Origin of the sequence: Streptomyces sp. NBC_01275 (assembly GCF_026340655.1) — a bacterium.
Classification (GTDB): Bacteria; Actinomycetota; Actinomycetes; order Streptomycetales; family Streptomycetaceae; genus Streptomyces.
Genome location: NZ_JAPEOZ010000001.1, coordinates 4,213,271 through 4,235,844 on the forward strand (window position 1 = coordinate 4,213,271; position 22,574 = coordinate 4,235,844).

The 22,574-nt window shown below is 70.4% G+C and carries 19 protein-coding genes; 8 read left to right on the plus strand and 11 right to left on the minus strand.

Translation table 11 applies throughout. The features are described from left to right. Positions 1-80: 80 nt before the first annotated feature. Complete coding sequence (locus tag OG562_RS18375; protein ID WP_266399004.1) at positions 81-938, minus strand: helix-turn-helix transcriptional regulator; 858 nt, start codon at positions 936-938, stop codon at positions 81-83. A 357-nt stretch (positions 939-1,295) separates the two neighbouring features. Then, entirely contained in the window at positions 1,296-2,066 is a 771-nt protein-coding gene (locus tag OG562_RS18380; protein WP_266399006.1) for a GPP34 family phosphoprotein, read from the minus strand. A 238-nt stretch (positions 2,067-2,304) separates the two neighbouring features. Between OG562_RS18380 and OG562_RS18385 the strand changes: the two genes are divergently transcribed. Beyond that, on the plus strand, positions 2,305-4,776 hold the full coding sequence (locus OG562_RS18385) for a D-alanyl-D-alanine carboxypeptidase (protein WP_266399008.1): 2,472 nt from the start codon (positions 2,305-2,307) through the stop codon (positions 4,774-4,776). A gap of 185 nt (positions 4,777-4,961) precedes the next feature. After that, positions 4,962-6,875, plus strand: a complete 1,914-nt coding sequence (locus tag OG562_RS18390) for an MFS transporter (protein WP_266399010.1) — start codon at positions 4,962-4,964, stop codon at positions 6,873-6,875. A 27-nt stretch (positions 6,876-6,902) separates the two neighbouring features. Here the strand turns inward: OG562_RS18390 and OG562_RS18395 are convergent, their stop codons facing one another. Further along, positions 6,903-7,745 (minus strand): hypothetical protein, encoded by an 843-nt coding sequence (locus OG562_RS18395; RefSeq protein ID WP_266399013.1) that lies wholly within the window; start codon positions 7,743-7,745, stop codon positions 6,903-6,905. An 80-nt stretch (positions 7,746-7,825) separates the two neighbouring features. Between OG562_RS18395 and OG562_RS18400 the strand changes: the two genes are divergently transcribed. Next, the gene (locus tag OG562_RS18400; protein ID WP_266399015.1) at positions 7,826-8,614 is read left to right on the plus strand and encodes an SDR family oxidoreductase; all 789 of its coding nucleotides are present in this window, start codon (positions 7,826-7,828) and stop codon (positions 8,612-8,614) included. Positions 8,615-8,753: 139 nt separating this feature from the next. Continuing rightward, positions 8,754-10,343, plus strand: coding sequence for a sodium:solute symporter family protein (locus OG562_RS18405; protein ID WP_266399018.1), 1,590 nt, complete (start codon positions 8,754-8,756; stop codon positions 10,341-10,343). Here the strand turns inward: OG562_RS18405 and OG562_RS18410 are convergent. Beyond that, complete coding sequence (locus tag OG562_RS18410) at positions 10,340-11,464, minus strand: ADP-ribosylglycohydrolase family protein (protein WP_266409373.1); 1,125 nt, start codon at positions 11,462-11,464, stop codon at positions 10,340-10,342. The genes OG562_RS18405 and OG562_RS18410 overlap by 4 nt on opposite strands. A gap of 108 nt (positions 11,465-11,572) precedes the next feature. Here OG562_RS18410 and OG562_RS18415 point away from each other — a divergent pair, with 108 nt between their 5' ends. Next, entirely contained in the window at positions 11,573-12,094 is a 522-nt protein-coding gene (locus OG562_RS18415; protein WP_266399020.1) for a DUF2165 domain-containing protein, read from the plus strand. Between the two features lie 78 nt (positions 12,095-12,172). Here the strand turns inward: OG562_RS18415 and OG562_RS18420 are convergent, their stop codons facing one another. The 5 genes from OG562_RS18420 to OG562_RS18440 form a co-directional block, all read right to left on the minus strand. Next, on the minus strand, positions 12,173-12,760 hold the full coding sequence (locus OG562_RS18420; protein ID WP_266399023.1) for a L,D-transpeptidase: 588 nt from the start codon (positions 12,758-12,760) through the stop codon (positions 12,173-12,175). Between the two features lie 77 nt (positions 12,761-12,837). Next, positions 12,838-15,423: a bifunctional FO biosynthesis protein CofGH gene (locus OG562_RS18425; protein WP_266399025.1), complete on the minus strand. Its 2,586-nt coding sequence runs from the start codon at positions 15,421-15,423 to the stop codon at positions 12,838-12,840. Positions 15,424-15,524: 101 nt separating this feature from the next. After that, complete coding sequence (locus OG562_RS18430; protein ID WP_266409375.1) at positions 15,525-16,382, minus strand: LLM class F420-dependent oxidoreductase; 858 nt, start codon at positions 16,380-16,382, stop codon at positions 15,525-15,527. Positions 16,383-17,727: 1,345 nt separating this feature from the next. Further along, positions 17,728-18,189, minus strand: a complete 462-nt coding sequence (locus OG562_RS18435; RefSeq protein WP_266399028.1) for a hypothetical protein — start codon at positions 18,187-18,189, stop codon at positions 17,728-17,730. A gap of 571 nt (positions 18,190-18,760) precedes the next feature. Then, the gene (locus OG562_RS18440; protein ID WP_266399030.1) at positions 18,761-19,204 is read right to left on the minus strand and encodes an ATP-binding protein; all 444 of its coding nucleotides are present in this window, start codon (positions 19,202-19,204) and stop codon (positions 18,761-18,763) included. Between the two features lie 192 nt (positions 19,205-19,396). On the opposite strand from OG562_RS18440, the gene OG562_RS18445 reads away from it, so the two are divergent. Beyond that, the gene (locus tag OG562_RS18445) at positions 19,397-20,251 is read left to right on the plus strand and encodes a helix-turn-helix transcriptional regulator (protein ID WP_266399033.1); all 855 of its coding nucleotides are present in this window, start codon (positions 19,397-19,399) and stop codon (positions 20,249-20,251) included. 28 nt (positions 20,252-20,279) lie between these two features. Next, positions 20,280-20,471 carry a DUF397 domain-containing protein gene (locus tag OG562_RS18450; RefSeq protein WP_266399034.1) on the plus strand — a complete coding sequence of 64 codons (192 nt, stop codon included), beginning with the start codon at positions 20,280-20,282 and terminating at the stop codon, positions 20,469-20,471. An 18-nt stretch (positions 20,472-20,489) separates the two neighbouring features. On the opposite strand, the gene OG562_RS18455 is transcribed toward OG562_RS18450, so the two are convergent. Beyond that, on the minus strand, positions 20,490-21,347 hold the full coding sequence (locus OG562_RS18455; RefSeq protein ID WP_266399036.1) for an endonuclease/exonuclease/phosphatase family protein: 858 nt from the start codon (positions 21,345-21,347) through the stop codon (positions 20,490-20,492). Between the two features lie 80 nt (positions 21,348-21,427). Here OG562_RS18455 and OG562_RS18460 point away from each other — a divergent pair, with 80 nt between their 5' ends. Further along, positions 21,428-21,883 carry a nitroreductase/quinone reductase family protein gene (locus tag OG562_RS18460; protein WP_266399039.1) on the plus strand — a complete coding sequence of 152 codons (456 nt, stop codon included), beginning with the start codon at positions 21,428-21,430 and terminating at the stop codon, positions 21,881-21,883. A 30-nt stretch (positions 21,884-21,913) separates the two neighbouring features. Here the strand turns inward: OG562_RS18460 and OG562_RS18465 are convergent, their stop codons facing one another. Beyond that, the gene (locus OG562_RS18465) at positions 21,914-22,465 is read right to left on the minus strand and encodes a DUF3455 domain-containing protein (RefSeq protein WP_266399042.1); all 552 of its coding nucleotides are present in this window, start codon (positions 22,463-22,465) and stop codon (positions 21,914-21,916) included. Positions 22,466-22,574 lie beyond the last annotated feature (109 nt).

Genomic DNA, 22,574 nt, shown 5'->3' on the forward strand with positions numbered 1-22,574 from the left:
GATTCACTCGACCGGATGGCATATTCCAGGTGGGTCTTCCATCCGGGAGTGCTCAAGGTGTACAGTCCCGCCGCTCATGCTCAGCGCGCGTATTCCTTCGCCACTTCCTCGATGGTCTGACGCGACTGCTCCACGCTCAACGCCTGTGCCCGAAGGTGCTCGTACATCACCGAGTACTGCTGGACGTCGTGCGCCTTCTCCAGATAGAGGTCGCTGGTCACGCCCTCGATGTACACCACGCTCGAGTCGGCCGCGTCGGTGAACTCCAGGATCGTGTACTGACCGTTGAGGCCGGGGTGCGCCCCGACGTCGAACGGCAGCACCTGAACGGTGACCTGCGGAAGACGCGTCACCTCGGTGAGGTGCTCCAACTGCTCGCGCATCACCAGCCGACTGCCGACCACGCGACGCAGCGACGCCTCGTCCAGCACCACCCACAGCCGCAGCGGACCGTTCTCGGCGGTGATGCGTTCCTGCCGCTTCATACGCACCTGGACGCGCTTCTCGATCTCGTCGACCGACGTCTCGGGCAGCGCCCCCTGGATGATGGCCTCGGCATACGCCCGCGTCTGCAACAACCCCGTCACCACCTGGGGCTCATACACGCGCAGCGACTCCGCATCGGTCTCCAAGCCGATGTACACGCTGTACGGGATGTCCCCGAAGGCATGCCACCAGCCCTGCTGGCGGGAGTCCTTGGCCATCTCCATCAGCGAGTCGACCATCCGCTGGTCCTCGACCTCGTAGACCCCGCACAGGTCGCGCACGTCGCGCTGGCTGATGCTGCGGCGGCCGTTCTCCAGGCGGCTGATCTTCGACTGGGAGACAAGAAGGCGTTCGGCGACCTGTTCGGCCGTCATACCCTTGTCCTCGCGGAGTTTGCGCAGTTCCTGGCCCAACCGGCGTCGCCTGACGGTGGGATTGACATTGGACGTCACGGGACGTGCACCTCCGGCTGCGTGCCTGTAACCAACACTTTGCGTATCTGCTGTTCAGCAGATTGCCACCAAGGTGCTTTCTACCGCTGGAAAACGGCGGATATGCGGTTGTCCCGACATGCGTCCGGCATGTGCCCCGACAGGTGCGCCGCCAGGTGTGCTGCCAGGCGTCCCGCCAGGTGTTCTGCCTTGCATCCCGTCAGCTGTCCCGACATGCGTCCGCGCGGGGCGGCGGGGCGTACTGCCCCATCGCCCCGCGCGGGCCGCGGCGGCTCCCGAACGGGTCTTGTGCCCAACGGTCTTGCGGTCTTGCGGTCTTGCGGTTGCGGATTCCTGTGCGTGTCGTGGGACTGCGGCTCAGTGGGCCACGACACGCGCCATCGATCCGCGGCGCGGCTGCACCGGAACTCCACGGGCGGGTTCCGGGGCGGACCTGACGCCTGGTCCGACCGGTCCGGCCTGACGGCCGGCGGGTTGTGCGGTGGCGCTGCGGCGTGGCTGTGCCCCAGCACCGTTCTGGACGTCCATCACGGCGTGCGCCACGAGACCGCCCATCGGGTCGTGCCTGATCAGGTCCCGCAGCCGGGAGCGGGACGAGCGTCCCTCGTTCCCCGGATACAGGTGCTTGCCGAGGCCGACCGCGTGCGCCAGTGCGGCGAGCGCCGCGGTCCGCGGGTCCGGCGGTACGCCGGTGCGGATCGCGGAGTCCAGCCGGGCCTTGATCTCCCGGCTGATCTCGTTGTCGGTCGCCTGATAGCGAGTCGTCGGCAGCACTCCACACATCTGTCCCGCTACGGCGGCAACCATGCCGCACCGTTCCAGATGCGAGAGGTACGTCTGGCGAAGCCCAAGGCGCGGCCCGCCGATCCAGTGGACAGCCCGTACCGGAGCGCCACGCCTTCGCAGCAACTCCAACGCGCAGTCCAAAGTCGGATCTCCAGTCGGCCGTGGTGCCACCACGGCGATACGATCCCCGTCAGGGGCTATCCGTCCGGCCAGCGCGAGCTCCACTAGCTGCGCTCCGGCCAGACCAAGGTCGAGCGACTGCGGCTGTGCGGTGGTACCCGTGGTCGGGTCCAACGCCAGCAACAGAAGCTCTTCCGGAAGAGTTCTGCGGCTCCTGCCCATCCATGCCTCCCCGCGTGGATGAATGACAGGGTGACCCCTCTCACATTGGTCTGTCGAGGGTGCGTGACCTGTTTGTAGTGGAACCAGTAGGTATGTCGTTCTCGTCTACCGCAGGAGCCAAGCCCTCGACACAGGACACTGGTACATGGTTCGGACACCGCCGCGAGGCGGGTCTTGGGCGGGCGGTTCACGGTTCGGCAGGCGCGCGGACGGCGTGCGGCACATGGAGGAGGCATCGGTGGCGGGCGAGTCCCCCGACAGGTCGAAGCAGCGCGAGTCGTCGGCAGAACCGACGTCGGGGAGCGCGGGCACGGTTCCCGAAGCACGCGAGCCCCGCGATCCGCGGATCGCGGTGACGCGGGAGAGCGAGTCGACGGCCTCGACGTCCGCGTCGGGGGGCGGGGTGGACACGGCGACCCGGGTGTTCTCCGTACGGGACCTGAAGACCGACGAGGCCGAGAAGCCGGCGGAGGCCGACGAGCCCGCGAAGGCCGAGGAGCCCGCTGAGGCCGACGAGCCCGCTGAGGCCGACGAGCCCGCGAAGGCTTCGAAGGCCGAGGAGCCCGAGGACGCGGCGGAGCCCGAGGACGCGGCGGAGGCTGACGCCGACGAATCCGCCGTAGAGCCCACCGGGGAAGCCTCCGAACTCGCCGTGGACGCCGACGAGCCCGAGGACGAGACCGCCGAGCCGACCGAGGACGCCGAGAAGGCCGCCCAGGGCGGTTCTGACGGCCCCGGGGACGCCGAGAGCCCCAAGAGCGACTCGGAGACCCCCGAGGACGCCCCTGACGCCCCTGGGGGCGGCGACGAGCGGCTGCGGGCGGTCGTGGCCCAGTGGGTGACCTCCGCGGACGAGAAGGAACGTTCCGAGGCCGACGACGAGCGCGACGACGACGAGCGCGACGACGACGAGCCGGAGCCCCGGCCGGAGGCCGCGGCCAAGTCCGCCGCCAAGGCCGCGCCGAAGTGGGCGGCCGACGCCTCTGACAAGGACGACGCGGACGACACGGACAAGAAGGAAAGCAAGGAGAAGGCGGACAAGAAGGACGACGAAGGCGACAAGGAAGCCGAGGGCGGCGAGCCCGCGGCCGACGTCTCCGACGACGAGCCCGACGACTCCCCCGTAGACCAGCCCACCGCCGTCTTCAAGGCCCCCCGGCCCGCCAAGCCCGCCGTCGACCAGCCGACCACCACGCTGAAGCTGAGCGACGCCGTCAGGAAGGCCGGGCCGGAGACCAAGCCCGAGCCGAAGGCGGAGCCCGAGGCCAAGCCCGCGCCGGAGGTCGAGCGGACCAGCAGGTTCGTCGCGCTCAAGCCGCTCGACGAGCCGCGCACGCCGAAGCCCGCCGCGCCGACCGGCGCCGCCGCCGACGTCACCGCTCTCGTCCCCCAGATCGGTCCCGAGCGCACCACGCAGCAGCCGCTGCCGCCGAAGCCGCCGCTGGATCTGCTGGCCGAGCTGACGAACACCCCGCCGCCTCCGCCGACCCCGCTGCGGACGGTCGGGCGGCGGCTGAAGATCTGGACGCCGCTGGTCATCCTGCTGATCGTCGTGTTTGCGATCGTGCAGGCCGTGCGCCCGCTGCCGGCGACCGCGTTGACCCTCACCGCGAAGGACTCGTACACCTTCGAGGGCGGCAAGACGCAGCTGCCCTGGCCGAGTGAGGGGCAGGGCTGGATGGACGCCGACGGCGTCGGCACGATGGGCAGTTTCGGCAAGCAGACGCCCGTGGCCATCGGCTCGGTCGCCAAGACCATGACGGCGTACATCATCCTCAAGGACCACCCGATGAAGGCCGGGGAGGAAGGTCCGGAGATCGAGGTCGACGCGACGGCGGAGAAGGAGGGCGGCTACGACCTCTCCGGCGACGAGTCGACGCTCAACACCGTCAAGGCCGGCGACCAACTCACCGAGAAGCAGGCCCTGTCGGCCGTTCTGATCCCCTCCGCCAACAACATCGCGCGGCTGCTCGCGCGCTGGGACGCGGGCTCGGAGGCGGCGTTCGTGAAGAAGATGAACGCCACCGCCAAGGAACTGGGGATGACGAACACGACGTACACCGACCCGTCGGGCCTGAAGGAGACCACCGTCTCCACGGCCGAGGACCAGGTGAAGCTCGGCCGCGCGTTCGTTAAGGTCCCGGCCCTGGTCGCCATCTCCAGCGCGGCCAGCTGGACCGACCCGTCCGGCAAGTACTGGACGAACTACAACACTCTGCCGTACTACATCGGCGCGATCGGCATCAAGACCGGCAGCACCACCGCGGCCGGCGGCAACCTGCTCTTCGCCTCCCGCAAGAAGGTCAACGGGCGGACGGTGACCCTCGTCGGCGCGGTCCTCGGCCAGCACAAGCCGAAGATCCTCGAGACGGTCAACGCGGTCAGCAAGACGGCGCTGCTCGCCGCCCAGGACGCGCTCACCTCGGCGAAGATCCTGAAGAAGGGCGACGTCGTCGGGTACGTGGACGACAAGCTGGGCGGGCACACGCCCGTCGTCATCACCAAGGACGTCCCCGCCGTCGGCTGGGCGGGCATGACGGTGAAGCTGTCCTTCACCGCCGACGAGGTGCCGCACACGGCGAAGGCGGGCACCCAGGTGGGCACGCTCACCGTCGGGGACGGCTCCAGCAGTGCCGTGAAGGTGCCGGTCGCCCTTCAGGCGGACCTGGTCGAGCCGGGCTTCTCGGACAAGCTGAAGCGCGTCGGCTGACCGGCGACCGGCCGTCGTCCCGTGGACGCACGCTTCTTCCGTCACCCCGTCGGGCAGCCGCCCGGCGGGGTGCGTGCTAGCGTCACGAAACGGGACAGGTCGCCGGTCGCGAGGAAGCTGCCGTGAAGCGGACGCGAACGGTACGCGGCCGAGAACAGAAGACGGGACACGGGGAGTGCCTTCAGGTGGCCACTGCGGAGCCGACACGCGCCGAGGACGACACCGACACCGGTCCGGACCCGGACACCGGTGCGCGCACCCGGGTGCCCGCGCCCGCGTCGGGTGATCATGACAAGCGTGCGCACGACGACCACGACGACGATCACGACCACCCTCACGCCCATGATCACGACGACCCCGCCCCCTCCCGCATGAGCGCCGCCTACGACCGCCTGCGCGGCTGGCTCCGCCGGCATCTCGTCCTCTCCGTCACCGGCCTCTCCGGCGTCCTCCACCTCGTCTGGTTCTTCGCGTTCGCGAACAGCGGCGGCGACCTCGCGGCGCAGGACGCGTGGGCCGAGTTCGTCGGCCGCCATCCCGACTCCGCGTACAACCTCGCCTGGTACGGCGGGATGCACCCGGTGTCGTACAGCGTGGTGTCGCCGTATCTGATGTCGGTGCTCGGCGTCCGTACGACGATGATGATCGCCGGGACGCTCTCGGCGGGGCTGCTGACCCTGATCCTGCTGCGCTGCCGGCCGGTGAAGAACCCGGTGTGGCCGGCGCTGGCGGGCGTCTTCGCCCTGCTGTGCAACGCCGCCTCCGGCCGGGTGACCTTCGGCCTGGGCAACATGTTCGCGCTGGCCGCGGTCGCCGTCGTGTTCTGCTGGCCGCACCGCTGGCGCTACAAACGCTGGGCGAAGGCCCTGTGCGCGGCCCCGCTCGCCGCCCTCGCCACCATGGGGTCGCCGGTCGCGGGACTGTTCGTGGGCCTGGTGGCGGTCGCGCTGTTCCTGCAGAAGCGGCGGCCGGGCGCGTGGGCGCTGGGCCTGGCCCCGGCGGCGGTCGTCGCGGTCTCCGCCTGGCTGTTCCCCTTCTCCGGCACCCAGCCGATGTCCTTCGCCTCGGCGTCCCTGCCCCTGATGTCCGCCGCCGCCGTCTACTACGTCGTCCCGCGCGACTGGAAGACCGTACGGATCACGGCCGCCGTGTACGGGCTCGGGGTACTGCTGGTCTGGCTGATCAGCTCGCAGATCGGGTCCAACATCACCCGGCTCGCGATGCTGTTCACGGGCGTGGTGCTGATGGCCGCCCTGCCGTTCACGGTGCCGCGCAGCCGCAAGTGGTACGTGACCGTCCTGGCGTTCGCCGGGTTCGTCGGCTGGATCGGCTTCAAGTCGGTCGACGACGTCTACCGTACGACCCCTGCCGCCTCCTGGGCGCGTGAGCTGGCCCCTCTCGTCAACGAACTCCAGGACACCGGCGCGGAGAAGGGCCGTGTCGAGGTCGTGCCGGCCCGCTCGCACCGCGAGGCCTCCGCCCTCGCGCCCTACGTCAACCTGGCCCGCGGCTGGAACCGGCAGGCCGACATGGAGCGCAACCCCCTCTTCTACGACGACACCCTCAACTCGGCGAACTACCACGAGTGGCTCCAGCGGTGGGCCGTGCACTTCGTCGTCGTCCCCAAGGACGAACTGGACGGGGACGGCGGCGAGCGCGAGCGGGAACTGGTGCAGCGCGGGCTGCCGTACCTGTCGCAGGTGTGGGGCGACGCGAACTGGCAGCTGTTCCGGGTCACCGACCCCGCGTCACTCGCCGAGCCGAACGCGGTCGTGCAGCGCGCCGAGCAGGGCGAGATGACGATCGACGTGAAGAAGGCGGGGCGGATCCTGATCCGGATCCCGTACTCGCCGTGGCTCAGCGTCGTCGACGCGGAGGGCAAGAGCCTGAAGGCTCCCCAGGAGACGGAGGCGTCGAAGCACCGGGCCGAGGGCGAGGCGAAGTCGTACTCCAACGTCAACGGGTGTCTGTACGAGACGGAGGAGGACGCGGAGGGCGACAAGTGGACGATGCTGCTCGCACCGAAGGCGGGCACGTATCGGCTGGCCGCGCCCTATCAGCTGCCCCGGGGCACCCCGTGCCCGGACGAGCTGAAGTGACCCCGCGTCGAGGATGACCGCCCGTGACTACCTCAGCTGGGCCACATAGGCGTCCGTCCCCGGCACCGTAGGCACGAACGGTGCCACCAGCTCCACCCTCCCCCCGACCCCCGCGTCCGTCACCGCCTCGTCCAACCCCCTGAAGTGCTGCTCCCAGCACTCCCTCGGGTCGGTCTGCAGGAACCACAGGAGGGTCAGGCGGGTGTCGACGCCCTCGACCTGCTTGACGTACGTCATGCGGTCGCCGGGGAGGGGGGTCGGGCGGAAGACGGTGACCATGGCGGCCGGGGAGCCGGCGAGGCGCTTGGGAAGGTGGCGGGCGCGGAGCCACTCCAGGAGGTCGGCGCGCTGCTCGGGGGTCTCGGCGTCGACGACCTCGACGACCAGCCCGGCGTACGGATGGTCCAGGGCGTGGAAGTCCCTCGGGCCCGCCGCCCCGTCCCGGTACACCGTCGCCTCGTGGTCCTGGAAGGCCGTGAACACGTGGGTGCGGTCCTGGTAGACGCGGGCGTCCCGGTTGAGGCGCTTGTTGACGGCGACGGTCCACTTCATGTGGTCGTCGTAGCGGCCGTCCGTGACCCAGTACGTGGAGAGGTAGCAGCCGGCGGTGACGGGCTGGGCGATCGCCGACTTCTCGGGATAGCGGAGCAGTTGCAGATCCCGGGTCGCCACCCATCGCCGTCCCGCGTACATCCAGGGCATGGCCATCGCGCCGGCGTAGTAGTGGTCGTCCTCGTACCAGCGGTTGTAGGCGTACTCGTGCCCCGGGTGCGGCTCGACCATGGTGATCAGGGCATGGCCGGGACGGACTCCGTACGGGCCCACGGCGGCCAGTTCGGCGTACGTCTCGCTGCGGGTCTCCTCGCTCACGTTGCTCCCCTTCCGTCCTCCTGCGCTCACCCCTACTCTGACGCTCCGTCAGAAAAGGTGCCAGAGCCGGGAGGCCACCGATGTCACTGCTCGCGGGCAAGACCGTCGTCGTCTCGGGAGTCGGGGCCGGGCTCGGACACCAGGTCGCCGCCGCCGTCGTTCGGGACGGCGGGAGCGCCGTGCTGGGGGCGCGGACCGAGGCGAACCTCGCCAAGAGCGCGGCCGAGATCGATCCGGACGGGTCGCACACCGCATGGCGGGCGACCGACATCAGGGACGAGGGCCAGTGCGAGGCGCTCGCGGCGCTGGCGCGGGAGCGGTTCGGCGGGATCGACGCGGTGGTCCACGTGGCCGCCTGGGACTCCTACTTCGGCGGGCTGGCGGACGCCGACTTCACGACCTGGCAGTCGGTCCTGGACGTGAACCTGCTGGGGACGCTGCGGATGACCCGGGCGTGCCTGGCGGGACTGAGGGCGCGCGGGGGCGGGTCGGTCGTCTTCATCGGCACGCAGTCGGCGGTGGCGGCCCCCTCCCAGGTGCGGCAGGCGGCGTACGCGGCGTCGAAGGGGGCGCTGACCAGCGCGATGTACTCCCTGGCGCGGGAGTTGGGTCCGGACCGGATCCGGGTCAACACCGTGCTGCCGGGGTGGATGTGGGGGCCGCCGGTGCAGGCGTACGTGCAGTTCACGGCGCAGACGGAGGGGGTGCCGGAGGCGGAGGTGCTGGGCCGGCTCACCGAGCGGATGGCCCTGCCGGATCTGGCCACGGACGCGGACGTGGCGGACGCGGCGGCGTTTCTCGCCTCGGACCGGGCGCGGGCGATCACGGGGCAGTCCTTGCTGGTCAACGCAGGTGAGTTGATGCGATGACCCATCAGGACTCTGTTCATGTGGATGAACGCAGACCATGATACCGAATACCTTTACCTCCCTTTGACCTTACGGTTACTTGTCGTGTTCACGCAACAGCGCCCACGATGAGCGCCGAGCGAACCATGGGAGGGCGCACATGAACGGGCTCGACTGGGCCGTGCTCATCGGCTACTTCGGCGTGATGGTCGCCATCGGCGTCTGGTCGCACAAACGGGTGGACGACGTCAGCGACTTCTTCACCGCCGGCGGCAAGATGCCCTGGTGGCTGTCCGGCATCTCGCACCACATGTCCGGCTACAGCGCGGTGATGTTCACCGGGTACGCGGGCATCGCCTACACCTACGGCGTGACCTCCTTCGTCACCTGGTCCTTCCCCATCGCCCTCGGCGTCGCCATCGGCTCCAAGCTGTTCGCGCCGCGCATCAACCGGCTGCGGTCGCGGCTGCACGTGGCCTCGCCGCTGGAGTACCTGAAGAACCGCTACGACCTCAAGACCCAACAGGCGCTCGCCTGGTCCGGGATGCTGCTGAAGATCGTGGACGTGGGCGCGAAGTGGGCCGCGATCGCCACCCTGTTGTCCGTCTTCACGGGCATCTCCCTGAACCAGGGCATCCTCATCACCGGCGCGATCACCGCCGTCTACTGCACGATCGGCGGCCTGTGGGCGGACGCGCTGACCGAACTCGGCCAGTTCGTCATCCAACTCCTGGCCGGCGTCGCGATGTTCGTCGCCGTCGTGCTCAAGCTCGACGACAAGGGCATCGGCTTCTTCGGAGCCTGGGACGAGCCCGAGCTCAAGGGCCACGGGGAGCCGCTGGTGGGGCCGTACGGCACGGTCTTCCTGCTCGCCTTCCTCTTCATCAAGCTCTTCGAGTACAACGGCGGCATGCTCAACCAGGCCCAGCGCTACATGGCCACGGCCAACGCGCGCGAGGCCGAGCGGTCGGCGCGACTGTCCGCCGCCCTGTGGCTGGTATGGCCCGTGGTGCTGTTCTTCCCCATGTGGATGTCACCGCTCCTGGTGCAGTCGCAGAAGCCCGACGGCTCCGACTCCTACGGCCTGATGACCGAACAGCTGCTCCCGCACGGCCTGTTGGGGCTCGTCATCGTCGGCTTCTTCTCGCACACCATGGCCATGTGCTCCTCCGACGCCAACGCCATCGCCGCCGTCTTCACCCGGGACTGCGCGCCGGTGGTGTGGCGCAGGGCGCGGACGTGGAGCGAGGGCCAGGGGCTGCGCGTCGCCCGGATCACGACCGTGGTCTTCCTCGGCCTGTCCATGGCGGCGGCCACCCAGGTCAACTCCCCCGCCTTCAAGGACATCATCACGGTCGTCATCAAGTGGGTGGCCGGTCTGATGGGCCCGATGGCCATCCCGATGATGCTGGGCCTGCTGCGCCCCTTCCGCCGCTCCGGCCCGACGGCCGCGCTGACCAGCTGGTCGATGGGTCTGCTGGCCTTCTGGCTGGTCAACTACCCGATCAACTGGAACGTCGACGGCGGGGTGCCGTTGCAGTACCAGGTCTCGATCCCGCTGGCCGTGTCCCTGGTCCTGTACATCCTGATCGGCTTCCTCAAGCCGGAGGACACCCCCGAGCGGCTCGCGATCATCGAGCGGATCAACACGGACGGGGACGACAGCTCTTCGGGCGGCGCGGCGGCGGCCGTACCCGAGCCGCGGGACGACGCCGCCGTGCGGGGCGCGGTGCCGGCCAAGGATCTCTAACTTCCCCTGGGATACCTGGCCAGCCAGCCCGGAGACGCCCCGGAGGGGTTGTGCAGGGCCGGCCCCTGGGTCATCTCCATGGCGAAGTCGTCGGCCAGTTCCAGGATCGTGGGGCGGCCCTCCAGCTCGGCCAGCCAGGCCGGCGGGAGGGCCGTCTCGCCGTACATCGCCCCGAGCAGCCCGCCCGCCAGGGCGGCGGTCGCGGCCGAGGGGCCGTCCTGGTTCACCGCGAGCCGCAGACCGTGCCGGACGTCCTCCGCGACGAGCGCGCAGTAGACCGCCCCGGACAGCACACCCGCCCCCGCCCCCACCCCCGTGAGCTCCGCCACCCGTGCCGGGCCCGGCAGTCCCTGCCGTACGGCTCCCAGCGCGCGCTGCAGCGCCTCCGACACCGGCTCGTGCCCCGGCCGGGCGGCGAGCAGGGCGCGCGTCTGCTGCACCGCCGCGTCCAGGCTCTCGCCGCGGGCCAGCGCGTGCACGATCACCGCGTACGCGCCCGCCGCGAGGTATCCCACCGGGTGCCCGTGGGTCTGGGCCGCACACTCGACGGCGAGCTGGGCGACCAACTGCGGCTCCCAGCCGACGAGCAGCCCGAAGGGCGCCGAGCGGGCGACCGCCTCCCAGCCGGCGCCGGCCTCGCCGGGGTTCTTGGGCGAGTCGAGGGTGCCCATACGGTCGTCGCCGAGCCCGAGCAGCAGGGCGCGGGTCGGATCCCGGCGGGCGTACAGCCACTCCTCGTGGGCGAGCCAGCCGTCGTCCTTGCGGCGCAGGTCGGGGCCCCAGTCGCGCTGGGTGGCCGCCCAGCGCAGATACGCCCGGTGCAGATCGGTCGGCGGATACCAGGCTCCGGTGTCCCGGCGGACCTGGGCGCGGATCAGGCCGTCCACGGTGAACAGGGTCAGCTGGGTGAGATGCGTGACCGCGCCGCGGCGGCCGTAGGCCGGGGCCAGGTCGACGACGCCCTCCTGGCCGTACCCCTGCCGGATGGCCTCGATCCCGAGCCCGTCGACAGGGGCCCCGAGCGCGTCCCCGACGGCCGCGCACAGCAGCGTGCCGCGCACCCGGCTACGGAAGTCCTGTTGTTCGGTGCGGCCCCAGACCGGACCGGCCGTCGCCCCCACCAAGTCCCCCCAGCTCTCCCGGGCACCGTCCGTACGTACGACGTCCGTCACTGTAATCGAACGCCGGTGGGGCGGGTGATGGAGATCTGGTGGGGTAAGGAGTTCGTCATGACCACGCCCACCTCACGTGCCTCACAGGCCTCACGTGTTCTCCCCCTCGCCGCCACTCTCCTCACCGGGACGGTCGCGCTCTACACGGTCCTCGTCGCCTTAGGGAACATCACGGACTTCGGCACCAACCAGCAGTTCGTCCGCCATGTGCTGGCGATGGACACGACGTTCAAGGACGACGACCTGATGTGGCGGGCGGTGACGAGCAAGGGCCTGCAGGACGCGGCCTACGTCGCGATCATCGCGTGGGAGACCGTCGCCGGGCTCGTCCTGGTCGCCGGGACCTGGTTCTGGGCGCGCCGGGACTTCGTACGCGCCCGGGCCCTGTCGACGTACGGGCTGCTGATGCTGATGCTGCTCTTCGGGGCCGGGTTCATCGCGATCGGCGGCGAGTGGTTCGCGATGTGGCAGTCGGACACCTGGAACGGGCTGGACGCGGCGACACGGGCGTTCCTGTTCAGCGGGATCGTGCTGATCGTCGACCATCTGCCGTTCCCGACGGACGAACAGACCGCCTGACCCGCCCGCTGCCCCTTTTCGCTTATCGCCTTTCGCTCATCGGCTTTCGCATTTCGCTTTCCGCTGCTTGATCTCCTGCTACTCCACGACCCGTACCTTCGTCCCCGTGTCGCCGAACGCCCACAGGGCCGCGCCGTCCGCCTTGGCCATACGGATGCCGCCGGTCTGCGCGCCGGAGGCGGCCGGGGGCGGGGAAGAGCCGTCGACCGCGTTCGAGAAGGCGATGTTGACGCCCGAGACGACGGAGAAGTAGATGATGTGCTCGATCTCCACGCCGTCCGAGCCGGTTGTCGCGTCCTTGCGGACGGAGACCGTGTAGGTGCCGGGCACCGGGCCGATCGTGCCCGGCCAGACGACGAAGGTACGGCGGGCGGTGTCGTCCGCGTCGACCAGCCAGACCCGGTGGTCGGAGAGGTCGTAGACCACCCGCCGACCCGTGCCGGAGGCGTCCGGCACCCCGGTCTTCGACGGGGCCGGGGACGCCTTCGGCGAGGCGGAGGGCTTCGCGTCCGCGTTCGCGGACGCCGACGCGGTCGGGCGGGTCGCCGCCGTCGGGTGCGGGCCCTGCTCGGCCTTCACCGTCAGGACGACGACCGCGGCGACAGCGCCCGTCGTCAGACCGCTGACCCAGACCCACGAGGGAAGCCGTCGGGCAGGCACGGGCACGCAACTCCTCAGCTACTCAGCCACTCAGCTACGGAAGACCTCCGAAGACCCCCCTACCGGAGGTCGGATCATCGTACTCACTCCAGCACCGGCAGAAGCTCCGGCAGATGCCCGTCCGAGGCCGACGCGGCGCGCTGCCGCTCCTCGGACACCTCGCCGTACAGCGTCGTACGCGCGCGTGCCGGGCGGCCCGCCGCCTCCGCGACCGCGATCAGATCCTTGACGGACTTGTACGAGCCGTACGACGAGCCCGCCATCCGGGAGATCGTCTCCTCCATCAGCGTGCCGCCCAGGTCGTTCGCCCCCGAGCGGAGCATCTCCGCCGCGCCCTCCGTGCCCAGCTTGACCCAGCTGGTCTGGATGTTGGGGATGTGCGGGTGGAGCAGAAGCCGGGCCATGGCCGTCACCGCGCGGTTGTCCCGCATGGTCGGGCCGGGCCGGGCGATGCCCGCCAGGTACACCGGCGCGTTGGTGTGGATGAAGGGAAGGGTGACGAACTCCGTGAAACCGCCGGTGCGCTGCTGGATCCCGGCGAGGGTGCGCAGATGGCCGAGCCAGTGCCGGGGCTGGTCGACATGGCCGTACATCATCGTCGAGGACGACCGGATCCCGACCTCGTGGGCCGTCGTGACGACCTCGATCCAGGTCGCCGTCGGGAGCTTGCCCTTGGTCAGGACCCAGCGGACCTCGTCGTCGAGGATCTCGGCGGCGGTGCCGGGGATGGTGTCCAGGCCCGCCTCCTTCGCGGCCGTGAGCCACTCGCGGATCGAGAGGCCCGTCCTGGTCGCGCCGTTGACGACCTCCATCGGCGAGAAGGCGTGCACATGCATGCCGGGCACCCGCTCCTTCACCGCCTTCGCGATGTCGAAGTACGCCGTGCCGGGCAGGTCCGGGTGGATCCCGCCCTGCATGCAGACCTCCACCGCGCCCACCTCCCACGCCTGCTGGGCGCGGTCCGCGACCTGGTCCAGCGACAGCGTGTAGGCGTCGGCGTCGGTACGGCGCTGCGCGAACGCGCAGAAACGGCAGCCGGTGTAGCAGACGTTGGTGAAGTTGATGTTCCGCGTGACGATGTAGGTGACGTCGTCGCCCACCACCGACCTGCGCAGATCGTCCGCGATCCGCGTGAGCGCGTCCAGCGCCGGCCCGTCCGCGTGCAGCAGCGCGAGCGCCTCGTCGTCGGTGAGCTTCGTCGGGTCGTCGGCGGCCGTCGCGAGCGCCTGGCGTACGTCGGTGTCGATGCGCTCCGGGACCATGCCGGGGGCGGCGGCCTCACGCAGGGCGGCCCAGTCGCCGTACACCTCGTCGAAGTCGTCGCGGCGGTCGGACGTACGGCCGTCGGTGTCGATGGTGCGGTGCAGGTCGGTGCGGCCGGACGCCTCGAAGACCTCCTCCGGCTCCTGCCAGGGCAGCCCCCGCGGCAGGGCCTCGGGGCGGGCGAGACCGGTCTCCGGGTCGGCCAGCGCGCGGACGTGCGGGAGGAGACGCGGATCCAGCCAGGGCTCGCCGCGGCCGACGAACTCCGGGTACACGCAGAGACGTTCCCTCAGCTCGAAGCCGGCCGCCGCGGACTTCGCGGCGAGGTCCTCGATCTGCGGCCAGGGGCGCTCGGGGTTGACGTGGTCGATGGTGAGCGGGGAGACCCCGCCCCAGTCGTCGATGCCCGCCCCGATCAGCCGCTCGTACTCGCTGTCGACCAGGTTGGGCGGAGCCTGGAGACAGGCGGACGGACCGAGGAGAAGACGCGCGACGGCCACCGTGGCGACCAGCTCGTCGAGTTCCGCGTCCGGCATCCCGCGCATCGCCGTGTCCGGCTTGGCGCGGAAGTTCTGGATGATCAGCTCCTGGACGCCGTGATAGGCGCGCGAGATCTTCCGCAGCGCGAAGAGGGAGTCGGCGCGCTCCTCGTAGGTCTCGCCGATCCCGATCAGAATGCCGGAGGTGAAGGGGACGGACGACCGCCCGGCGTCCTCCAGAACGCGCAGCCGTACGGCGGGCTCCTTGTCCGGGGACCCGTGGTGCGGCCCGCCAGGCTCGGACCACAGCCGGGTCGCCGTCGTCTCCAGCATCATGCCCATGCTGGGCGCGACCGGCTTGAGACGCTGGAAGTCGGTCCAGGACATCACGCCCGGGTTGAGGTGCGGCAGCAGCCCGGTCTCCTCCAGGATGCGGATGGAGATGGCGCGGACATAGGCGATCGTGTCGTCGTAGCCGTGCGCGTCGAGCCACTCGCGCGCCTCCGGCCACCGCTCCTCCGGCTTGTCGCCGAGGGTGATCAGCGCTTCCTTGCAGCCGAGGGCCGCGCCCTTGCGGGCGACGTCCAGCACCTCGTCCGGGGACATGAACATCCCGTGCCCGGCGCGCCGCAGCTTGCCCGGGACGGTGACGAAGGTGCAGTAGTGGCACTTGTCCCGGCACAACCGGGTGAGGGGGATGAAGACGCTCTTCGAGTACGTGATGACGCCGGGCCGACCCGCCGCTTCCAGCCCCGCGTCCCGCACCCGGGCGGCGGACCCGGCGAGGTCCTCCAGGTGAGCACCACGAGCCTGGAGCAGGACCGCGGCCTCGGCGACGTCGAGCGCGACGCCGTCCCGGGCACGTTTGAGGGCACGACGCAGGGAGTTCTCGGTGGGGCCGGTTCCGGAGGTCACGGAAGTGGTCATCCTTTGAGCATACGTTCGCGCTGATCAGGGCAGAGGGGTACGTCCGTTTCCGCCCGGACCGAAGGTCGTTACACGGTGTCACTCGATCCCGGTGGGCGACGTCACCCGTTCACGGGGAGGAAACGCGCGTACTCGTCCAGCAGGCCCAGCACCTCCGCCTCCCCCGCCGGAGGCAGTTGCACCACGACCTCCTCGATGCCCAGCTCCGCGTAGTACGCGAGCTTGCCGGGGGACGGGTGGACCGCGTACGGGACGACCTGGAGGGCCCCCGGGTCACGGCCCGCCTCGGCCCAGGCCGCCCGCAGCGCCGGCAGCGACTCGGACAGGCCGCGCCCGCCGATCGGCAGCCACCCGTCCGCGTACTCGCAGATGTGCGCGAACAGCTTCGGGCCCGCCGCCCCGCCGACGAGGGTGCGGGGACCGGTGACCGGGCCGCGCGGCTTCTGCACGGGCTTGGGGTACGCGCTGCTGGCGCGCACACTCCCGTACTCCCCCTCGTACGCCGTCGGCTCCTGCGCCCACAGGCTCTGCATCAGCCGCACCCGGTCCCGGACCAGCTCACGCCGGGTGCGCCACTCGACGCCGTGATCGGCGGCCTCCTCGACGTTCCAGCCGTAACCGAGGCCGAGGGTCAACCGCCCGCCCGAGAGGTGATCGACGGTCGCGATCTGCTTGGCCAGGTCGATCGGGTCGTGCTGGGCGACGAGCGTGATCCCGGTCCCGAGCCCGAGCCCCTCGGTGACGGCGGCGGCCTGCCCGAGGGCGACGAAGGGGTCGAGCGTGCGGCCGTACTCGCGGGGCAGTTCGCCGCCGGCGGGGTAGGGGGTGACGCGCTCGACGGGGATGTGCGTGTGCTCGGGAAGGTAGAGCCCGGCGAACCCACGCTGCTCCAGCTCACGGGCGAGACGGGTCGGGGTGATCGTCTCGTCGGTGAGGAAGATCGTTACGGCGATGCGCAGGGGCAGGGGCATGGCGACAGGCCTTTCGACGCGGTTGTCGGCTCTGGCGGGGCTGGCGATCTCCTCACATCTGTACCGGGAGGAGGGCCGCCTGTCCATACCGACCGGTCGGCATCATGGAGGGGAGGTCACTCCAGGGAGGTCACTCCAGGGAGATCACCCTGGGGAGGCCCACAACACATCCGTCAACTCGCCCCGACTCACCACAAGATCAGTGACCGGGGTCAGATCAGGGCCGGTCCCGGTTCGGACGCCCCTGCGGGCCCGGCACAAACAGGCTCAGCCGATAGGTGGTCGGCTGCACCAGTCGCCCACAGAGTGTGTCGACCCGGGTCGTCGCCCAGTCGATCTGCTCCTCCGCGGAACGCAGACCGCGCAGATGCGCACGCCACTCCGACTCGTCCTGAGTTTCGAAGACGGTTTTCCAGTAGCCCGTGCCAGGAGCGGTGAGATCAGCAATCCGCCGACTCGCCGCCTGCTGCTGTCGCCTTCTCTTCCTCTGACCTGGCACCACCACAGCATCGTCGGCTTGGCGACACCCCGGCAAGACGATTACCCCAGGCTCATGGCCGCCTACGAGTTGCTGATCATTTGCCAGACAGGCCCTGGCTAGGCCGAGATTGAGATTGAGGGCGTCTCCCCACCCCCAACAGCCAACTGAACGTCGGGCCACTCGCTTCTTTGCCAGTGTCGTGCTTCCGCGCCCCGTGTAAAGGGCGCTCCCTACGGTCGCGTCGCCTGCGGCGATCGGCCTGCGGCCCACCCTTGACACGGGCCGCTCCAGCACGGGCGAGAAGCGAGCGAGCGGCCGGGGGAGGAGCAGGGGGCCAGGTGGGAATTCCCTGGGGTGGGTTACGGGGCGGGCCGGGGTGGGGGGGCGCGGCCGCGCCTCGCCAGCACGCCGGGTGGGCTCAGCAGCTGCGGGCCGGTGGGGGGTGAGGGTTCGGGCGGCGCTGCGGCGGGGTGGGATGCGTCGGGTCGGCTTGGCGGCTTGCGGGCCGGTGGGTGGGGTGGGGTGGGGTGCTGCGGAGTGGGATGAAGGGGGGGAGTTGGGCTGTCTCGCCAGTCGCAGGGGTCTCGTCTGTTGCGGGGGAAGCCGTTGGTGGGGGTTTGCGGCCAGGGTTGGGTGGAGGAGGGTGGTGGCTGGTGTGCGGGGTGGCCCGAGTCCTCCAAACAGCCTTCGTCCCTTGTCTGGTGAGGCCCCCGTTACAGACGAGGCTCCCGCCGGCCCCGCCCGGCACGTCAGTCCCAAGTCGGCCCCTTGCCTCCGCAGCCCCCTTGGCCTGTCACCCCGTCAGTCCCAGTCGGCCCGTCGGCCCTAGAGCGACCCGAGGAGAGGCGGCCATCAGTCGTCGAAGAACAGCTCAAGATCCTCGATGGAGCCTGGCCCGGTCAAAAAACTCTCTGCCTGGGCAATCTCATTCCTTGGTGGCAATCTGCGCTCTCGGAGCTGTGTCATCCATAGCTCGCCCTGCTCGCCGATCGCATAGATTCCGGACAGCAGTTCGGCCATGCCCGCAGGGTGCGTCGGGCTGTGCCCGACGACGGGTTGGAGTTCCCACTCGCCTGCCCGAGCGGCCAGCCGGAGCACCCCGGCCCAGTTGGCGACCCGCCCGATACGTACGTGCCACGAGTCCTCGGTGAACGGCACCAGTCGGCTGCCCTGCAGGGCGTTGGTAGCAGCCCTGATGTCCGCTATCACCTGCCGTTCCACGGCATCACGGACCCAGCGCCCTTCCTGCGCTTCCTCGATGGCGGCGGACCACCACTCCCATGCGCCCTCCGGCCGGGCCGTGAACGTATCCATGCCGACAGGTTTCCATGTGCGCCGCCGTCATCGTTCAGAGGGAAGCCGATCAACCCGAGAACCAACTGATCAAAGAGACACCCCCTAGTCGGGCCGCCGCTCCCGCCTGCCCGTCAGCCCCCTCACCCTTTCCCTCGCCGGACGACCACCGGCCGCGAGCCGCCGACCCCACTCGGTGCCCCACCCGGCTGGAGCGCCGCTTGAACCCCCACCCCCCACCGGCCCGCAGCCCGCTGAGCCCAGCCGGCGTGCCCCCACCCCGCCGCAGCGCCGCCCGAACCCCCACCCCCATCAACCCGCAAGCCGCTGAGCCCACCCGGCGTGCCGGCGAGGCGCGGCCGCGCACCCCCCACCCCGGCCCGCCCCGCAACCCACCCCAGGGAACTCCCACCTGGCCACCCATCCCTCCGGGCCGCCCGCACGCTTCTCCCCCGTGCTGGAGCGGCCCGTGTCAAGGGTGGAGCGGAGCGGAATCGCCGCAGGCGACGCGACCGCAGGGAGCGCCCTTTACACGGGCCGCGGAAGCACGACACTGGCAAAGAAGCGGGCGGCCCCACGGCCACTGTTCTACTCACCCCGCGTTTCCTTCCCCGCAGTCCGCCCACAGCAGCTTGCCGCTCCTCGAAGCACCCGGTTCCTGAAGTACCGAGACGCCCCACTCGTCGGCGCAGGCCCGCACGAGGTGTAGGCCGCGGCCGTGTTCGGCGTCGGGCGGTGACGGGGGTGCGGGGGTGCCGCCGTACGAGAAGCCGGGTGGGATCCTCGGGTCCGTGTCCCAGACGGCCACGCGGAGGCGGCCGGGCCGGGGCGACAGGACGCGGAGTGAGTAGGGGCCCTTGGTGTGGAGGTGCGAGTTCGTCAGCAGCTCCGCCGCCATCAGTTCCGCGGTGGGAGCCAGCTCGGGCATCTCGTGGGCGGCCAGGATCAGTCTGAGCGCGCCCCTCGCGACACCCGGTGCGCGTGGATCGCGTGGAAGGTGCAGGGTGTAGTTCCAGGACGGCGATACGGTGGCCATCGGAAGTCTCCGATCACTGAGGGGAGTTGGACGAGTGCCTGGTGTCTCTGCCGTGGCGTCCCACGGTGCGCTTCCGGGCAGGGGGCCCGGGAATGACGATAGAGGGCGCGCAAAGTTCCTTTGCGCGATTTCGAAGGATCTCGACCTTTTCTCCCTCGTGTGGGTGACGAACTCCCCCTGCAAGGACGCCTCATGACATCCAGGCCCGCACCTACGGCCCGACGTGCCCGACTCGCGACGGAACTGCGCAAACTCCGCGAGCGGGCCGGTCTGACCTCGACCGAGGCGGCCCAACTGCTCAGCAGCAGTTCGGGTCAACTCAGCAACGTCGAGTCGGCCCGGTTCGGGGTGAGTCCGGAGCGCGTGCGGGCGATGGCCAACATCTACTCCTGCACGAACCAGCCCTACGTCGACGCCCTTGCCGACATGGCCGCCGAGAAGGTGCGCGGACAGTGGTGGGACGCGTACCGCGAGGTGCTCCCGTCAGGAATGCTCACCCTGGCCGAGCTGGAACACCACGCCACGGCCATCCGTACCGCCTTCACCGCGCACGTTCCCGGCATGCTCCAGATCACCGAGCACGCCCGCGAGATCTTCAGTCACGCGATCCCAGCGCCTACTCCGCCGGAGGTCGAGCATCGCGTCTCGCACCGCATCAAGCGACAGGACGTCGTGTTCCAGGCGAACCCGAATCCGTACAGCACCGTCATCCATGAAGCGGCCCTGCATATGCGGGTCGGCGGCCGGAGGGTGGCGCGGGAGCAGCTCCAGCACCTCATCGACATGAGCGAACGGGAGCACATCACCCTGCGCGTACTCCCCTTCGATGTCGGGGCGTTCCCGGGCTCGGGCCAGTCCATCAACTATCTGTGCGGCCCCGTTCCGGAGTTGGACACCGTGCAGCTCGACCAGTTCCACGGCCCCGTACTGCTGGATGCCGAGGCCCATCTGCAGAAGTACCGGCACCTCTTGGACGTCGTGGAAGCCACCGCCCTCAGCCCCGAGAAGTCCCGGGACCTGATCCACACCATCGCCCAGAGCCTTTGAACGAATCGACGGAATCGAAGGAGCCGACATGCCCACCTCCGCCTCGCAGAAGTCGTCTTACTGCCAGGAAGGCGAAGCCTGCGTCCACATATCCTCCGCCTCCACCCCTCCCGCCATCCACCTCACCGAATCCGCCGACCCCGCCCGAACCACCCTCACCGCCACCCCCCACGCCTTCGGCGCGCTGCTCAGTGCCGTGAAGTCCGCTGCTTCCGTGTAGGTGTTCATCGCGTCACCGTCACGGGCTCGGGCCGGGGCCCGCTTCGTCCGTCCAGTCCGCCAGGTCCGCCGCCACCGCCGCATGGTCCGACGGCCACACCCCGTCCACCGGTCGGTGCCCCGCCCGCCGTACGTGCCGCACATGGCCCTCGCCGACCGGGCCGGCCGGGCCGACGTGGATGTAGTCGATGCGGGCGGGGGGCTCCAGGATGCGGGCCGTGTACGGGTTGGCGGGGGTCCAGGTGGCGGCGGGGGCGGAGGGGTCGGCGTACTCCCAGGCGTCGTAGAGGTAATGGCCGGGGACGATCGGGGCGGTTTTGTAACCACCGAAGAGGCGGATCTCGTCGGAGTCCGGCCAGGCGTTGAAGTCGCCGGTGACGACGGGCGGGAAGGGCGTGCCGGCGCGGTGCCGGGCGACCAGGTGGGCCAGCGCGGTCACCTGGGCGCAGCGCACCGCCGAGGCGTGCGGGCCCGAGTTGAGGTGGGTGGTGAAGAAGGCGACGTCGTAGGAGGGGGCGGCCAGGCGGGCGTAAAGGGCGAGGCGGCCGTCGGCGAAGTCGGGAGGCGCCGGGAGCAGCAGCGTCTCCTGGTCGAGAATCGGCCAGCGGCTGAGCACCGCGTTGCCGATGTCGACGGTGTCTGCGTCGTGGTCGGCAATCCGTTTCCGCCAGCGTTCGGGGGACGGGGAGGGGGCCCATGCGCAGTGCAGGCCCAGTTCGTCGGCGAGCCACTGCGCCTGGTTCTCGCCGCCCGCCGCCCACACCTCCTGCAGGCCGACCACGTCCGGGCGCAGGTCGCGCAACACCGACCGGATCGCTTTCTGGCGTTCCCGCCAGGGGCCGAAGCGCCACCACAGGTTCCAGGTCACCACTCGCACGCGCAGCCACCCGCTCTCGTCACGCCGGCATCGGGGACCATTGAAGCAACAGCGCTTCCCGCGAAGGAGTCCCACGGACCATGTCCCGCCCCTCCGAGTCCCGCCCGGGCGAATCCGGCCCCGCCGAGCCCCGCCCCTCCCAGTCCCGTCTCTCCGCGCTCCGTTTCCGCGCGACCACCGCTGTGCAGCGCCACGTCGCCAACCCGTTGCTGCGCCGGTTGCCCCTTCAGACGGTCCTGGAGACCACCGGCCGCGTCTCCGGCCTGCCCCGCCGGACCCCGGTGGGCGGCCGCCGCGTCGGCGACTCCTTCTGGCTGGTCTCGGAGTTCGGCGAGCGCTCCCAGTACGTCCGCAACATCCAGGCCGACGCACGGGTGCGGGTGCGGATCCGGGGGCGCTGGCACGAGGGAACGGCGTCTCTGCTGCCGGACGACGACCCGGTCGTACGACTGCGGTCCCTGCCGCGGCTCAACAGCACCGCGGTCAGGGCCTTGGGAATGCAGTTGCTGACGGTGCGGGTGGATCTGGCCGACTGACCGTCAGGTCGAACTGCCGCACCGCTCGCGTCACTTGGTCGGCTTGTAGAAGGCGTACGTGGCGGAGTAGGGGACGCTGAGCTGGTCGGCGCCGGTGCAGGCGGCGGCGGGGGCGACGCCGCCGGACGTGTCGAGGCGCTGGATGTAGGAGACGTCGGCGAAGACCCCTGCGCCGCGGGTGGCGGTGGACTTCAGGAGGAGCTCGGGGATGGTGCCGGCCTTGGGGGAGGTGACGGCGGCGGCGGCGTTGACGGCGCTGCCGTCCACCGTGGACACCCAGACGGGGCCACGGGAGTGGAGGGCGACGGTGCGGTGGGCGCGGTCTCTCTTGGCCGACAGGGTCGCGGCGGGCTCCAGCAGCTTCCAGACGCCGTCGGTGCAGGTGTAGGTCTGGACGCCCTGGGCGGCGAAGACGCCGGTCAGCCGGTTGCCGTCGGGCACCTTGAGCGCGGCGGGCGCGTCGACGTGGGTGGGCGCGGACTGTGCGGGCGCGGCATGGCCGACGGTCGTGCTCAGCAGGGTGCCGGCGGTCGCGACGGCGAGTGCTGTGGTGGTCAGGGCAAGACGTTTGGCGAGCTTCATCGGGTGTTCTCCGAACGATTTCCGAACAAGTCACGGAGGGGCGGGACGGACACCGTCCACGCCCCTGCGGCGGGACCCTACGGGGCCGTCCAGGTTTCCGAAACCGGTT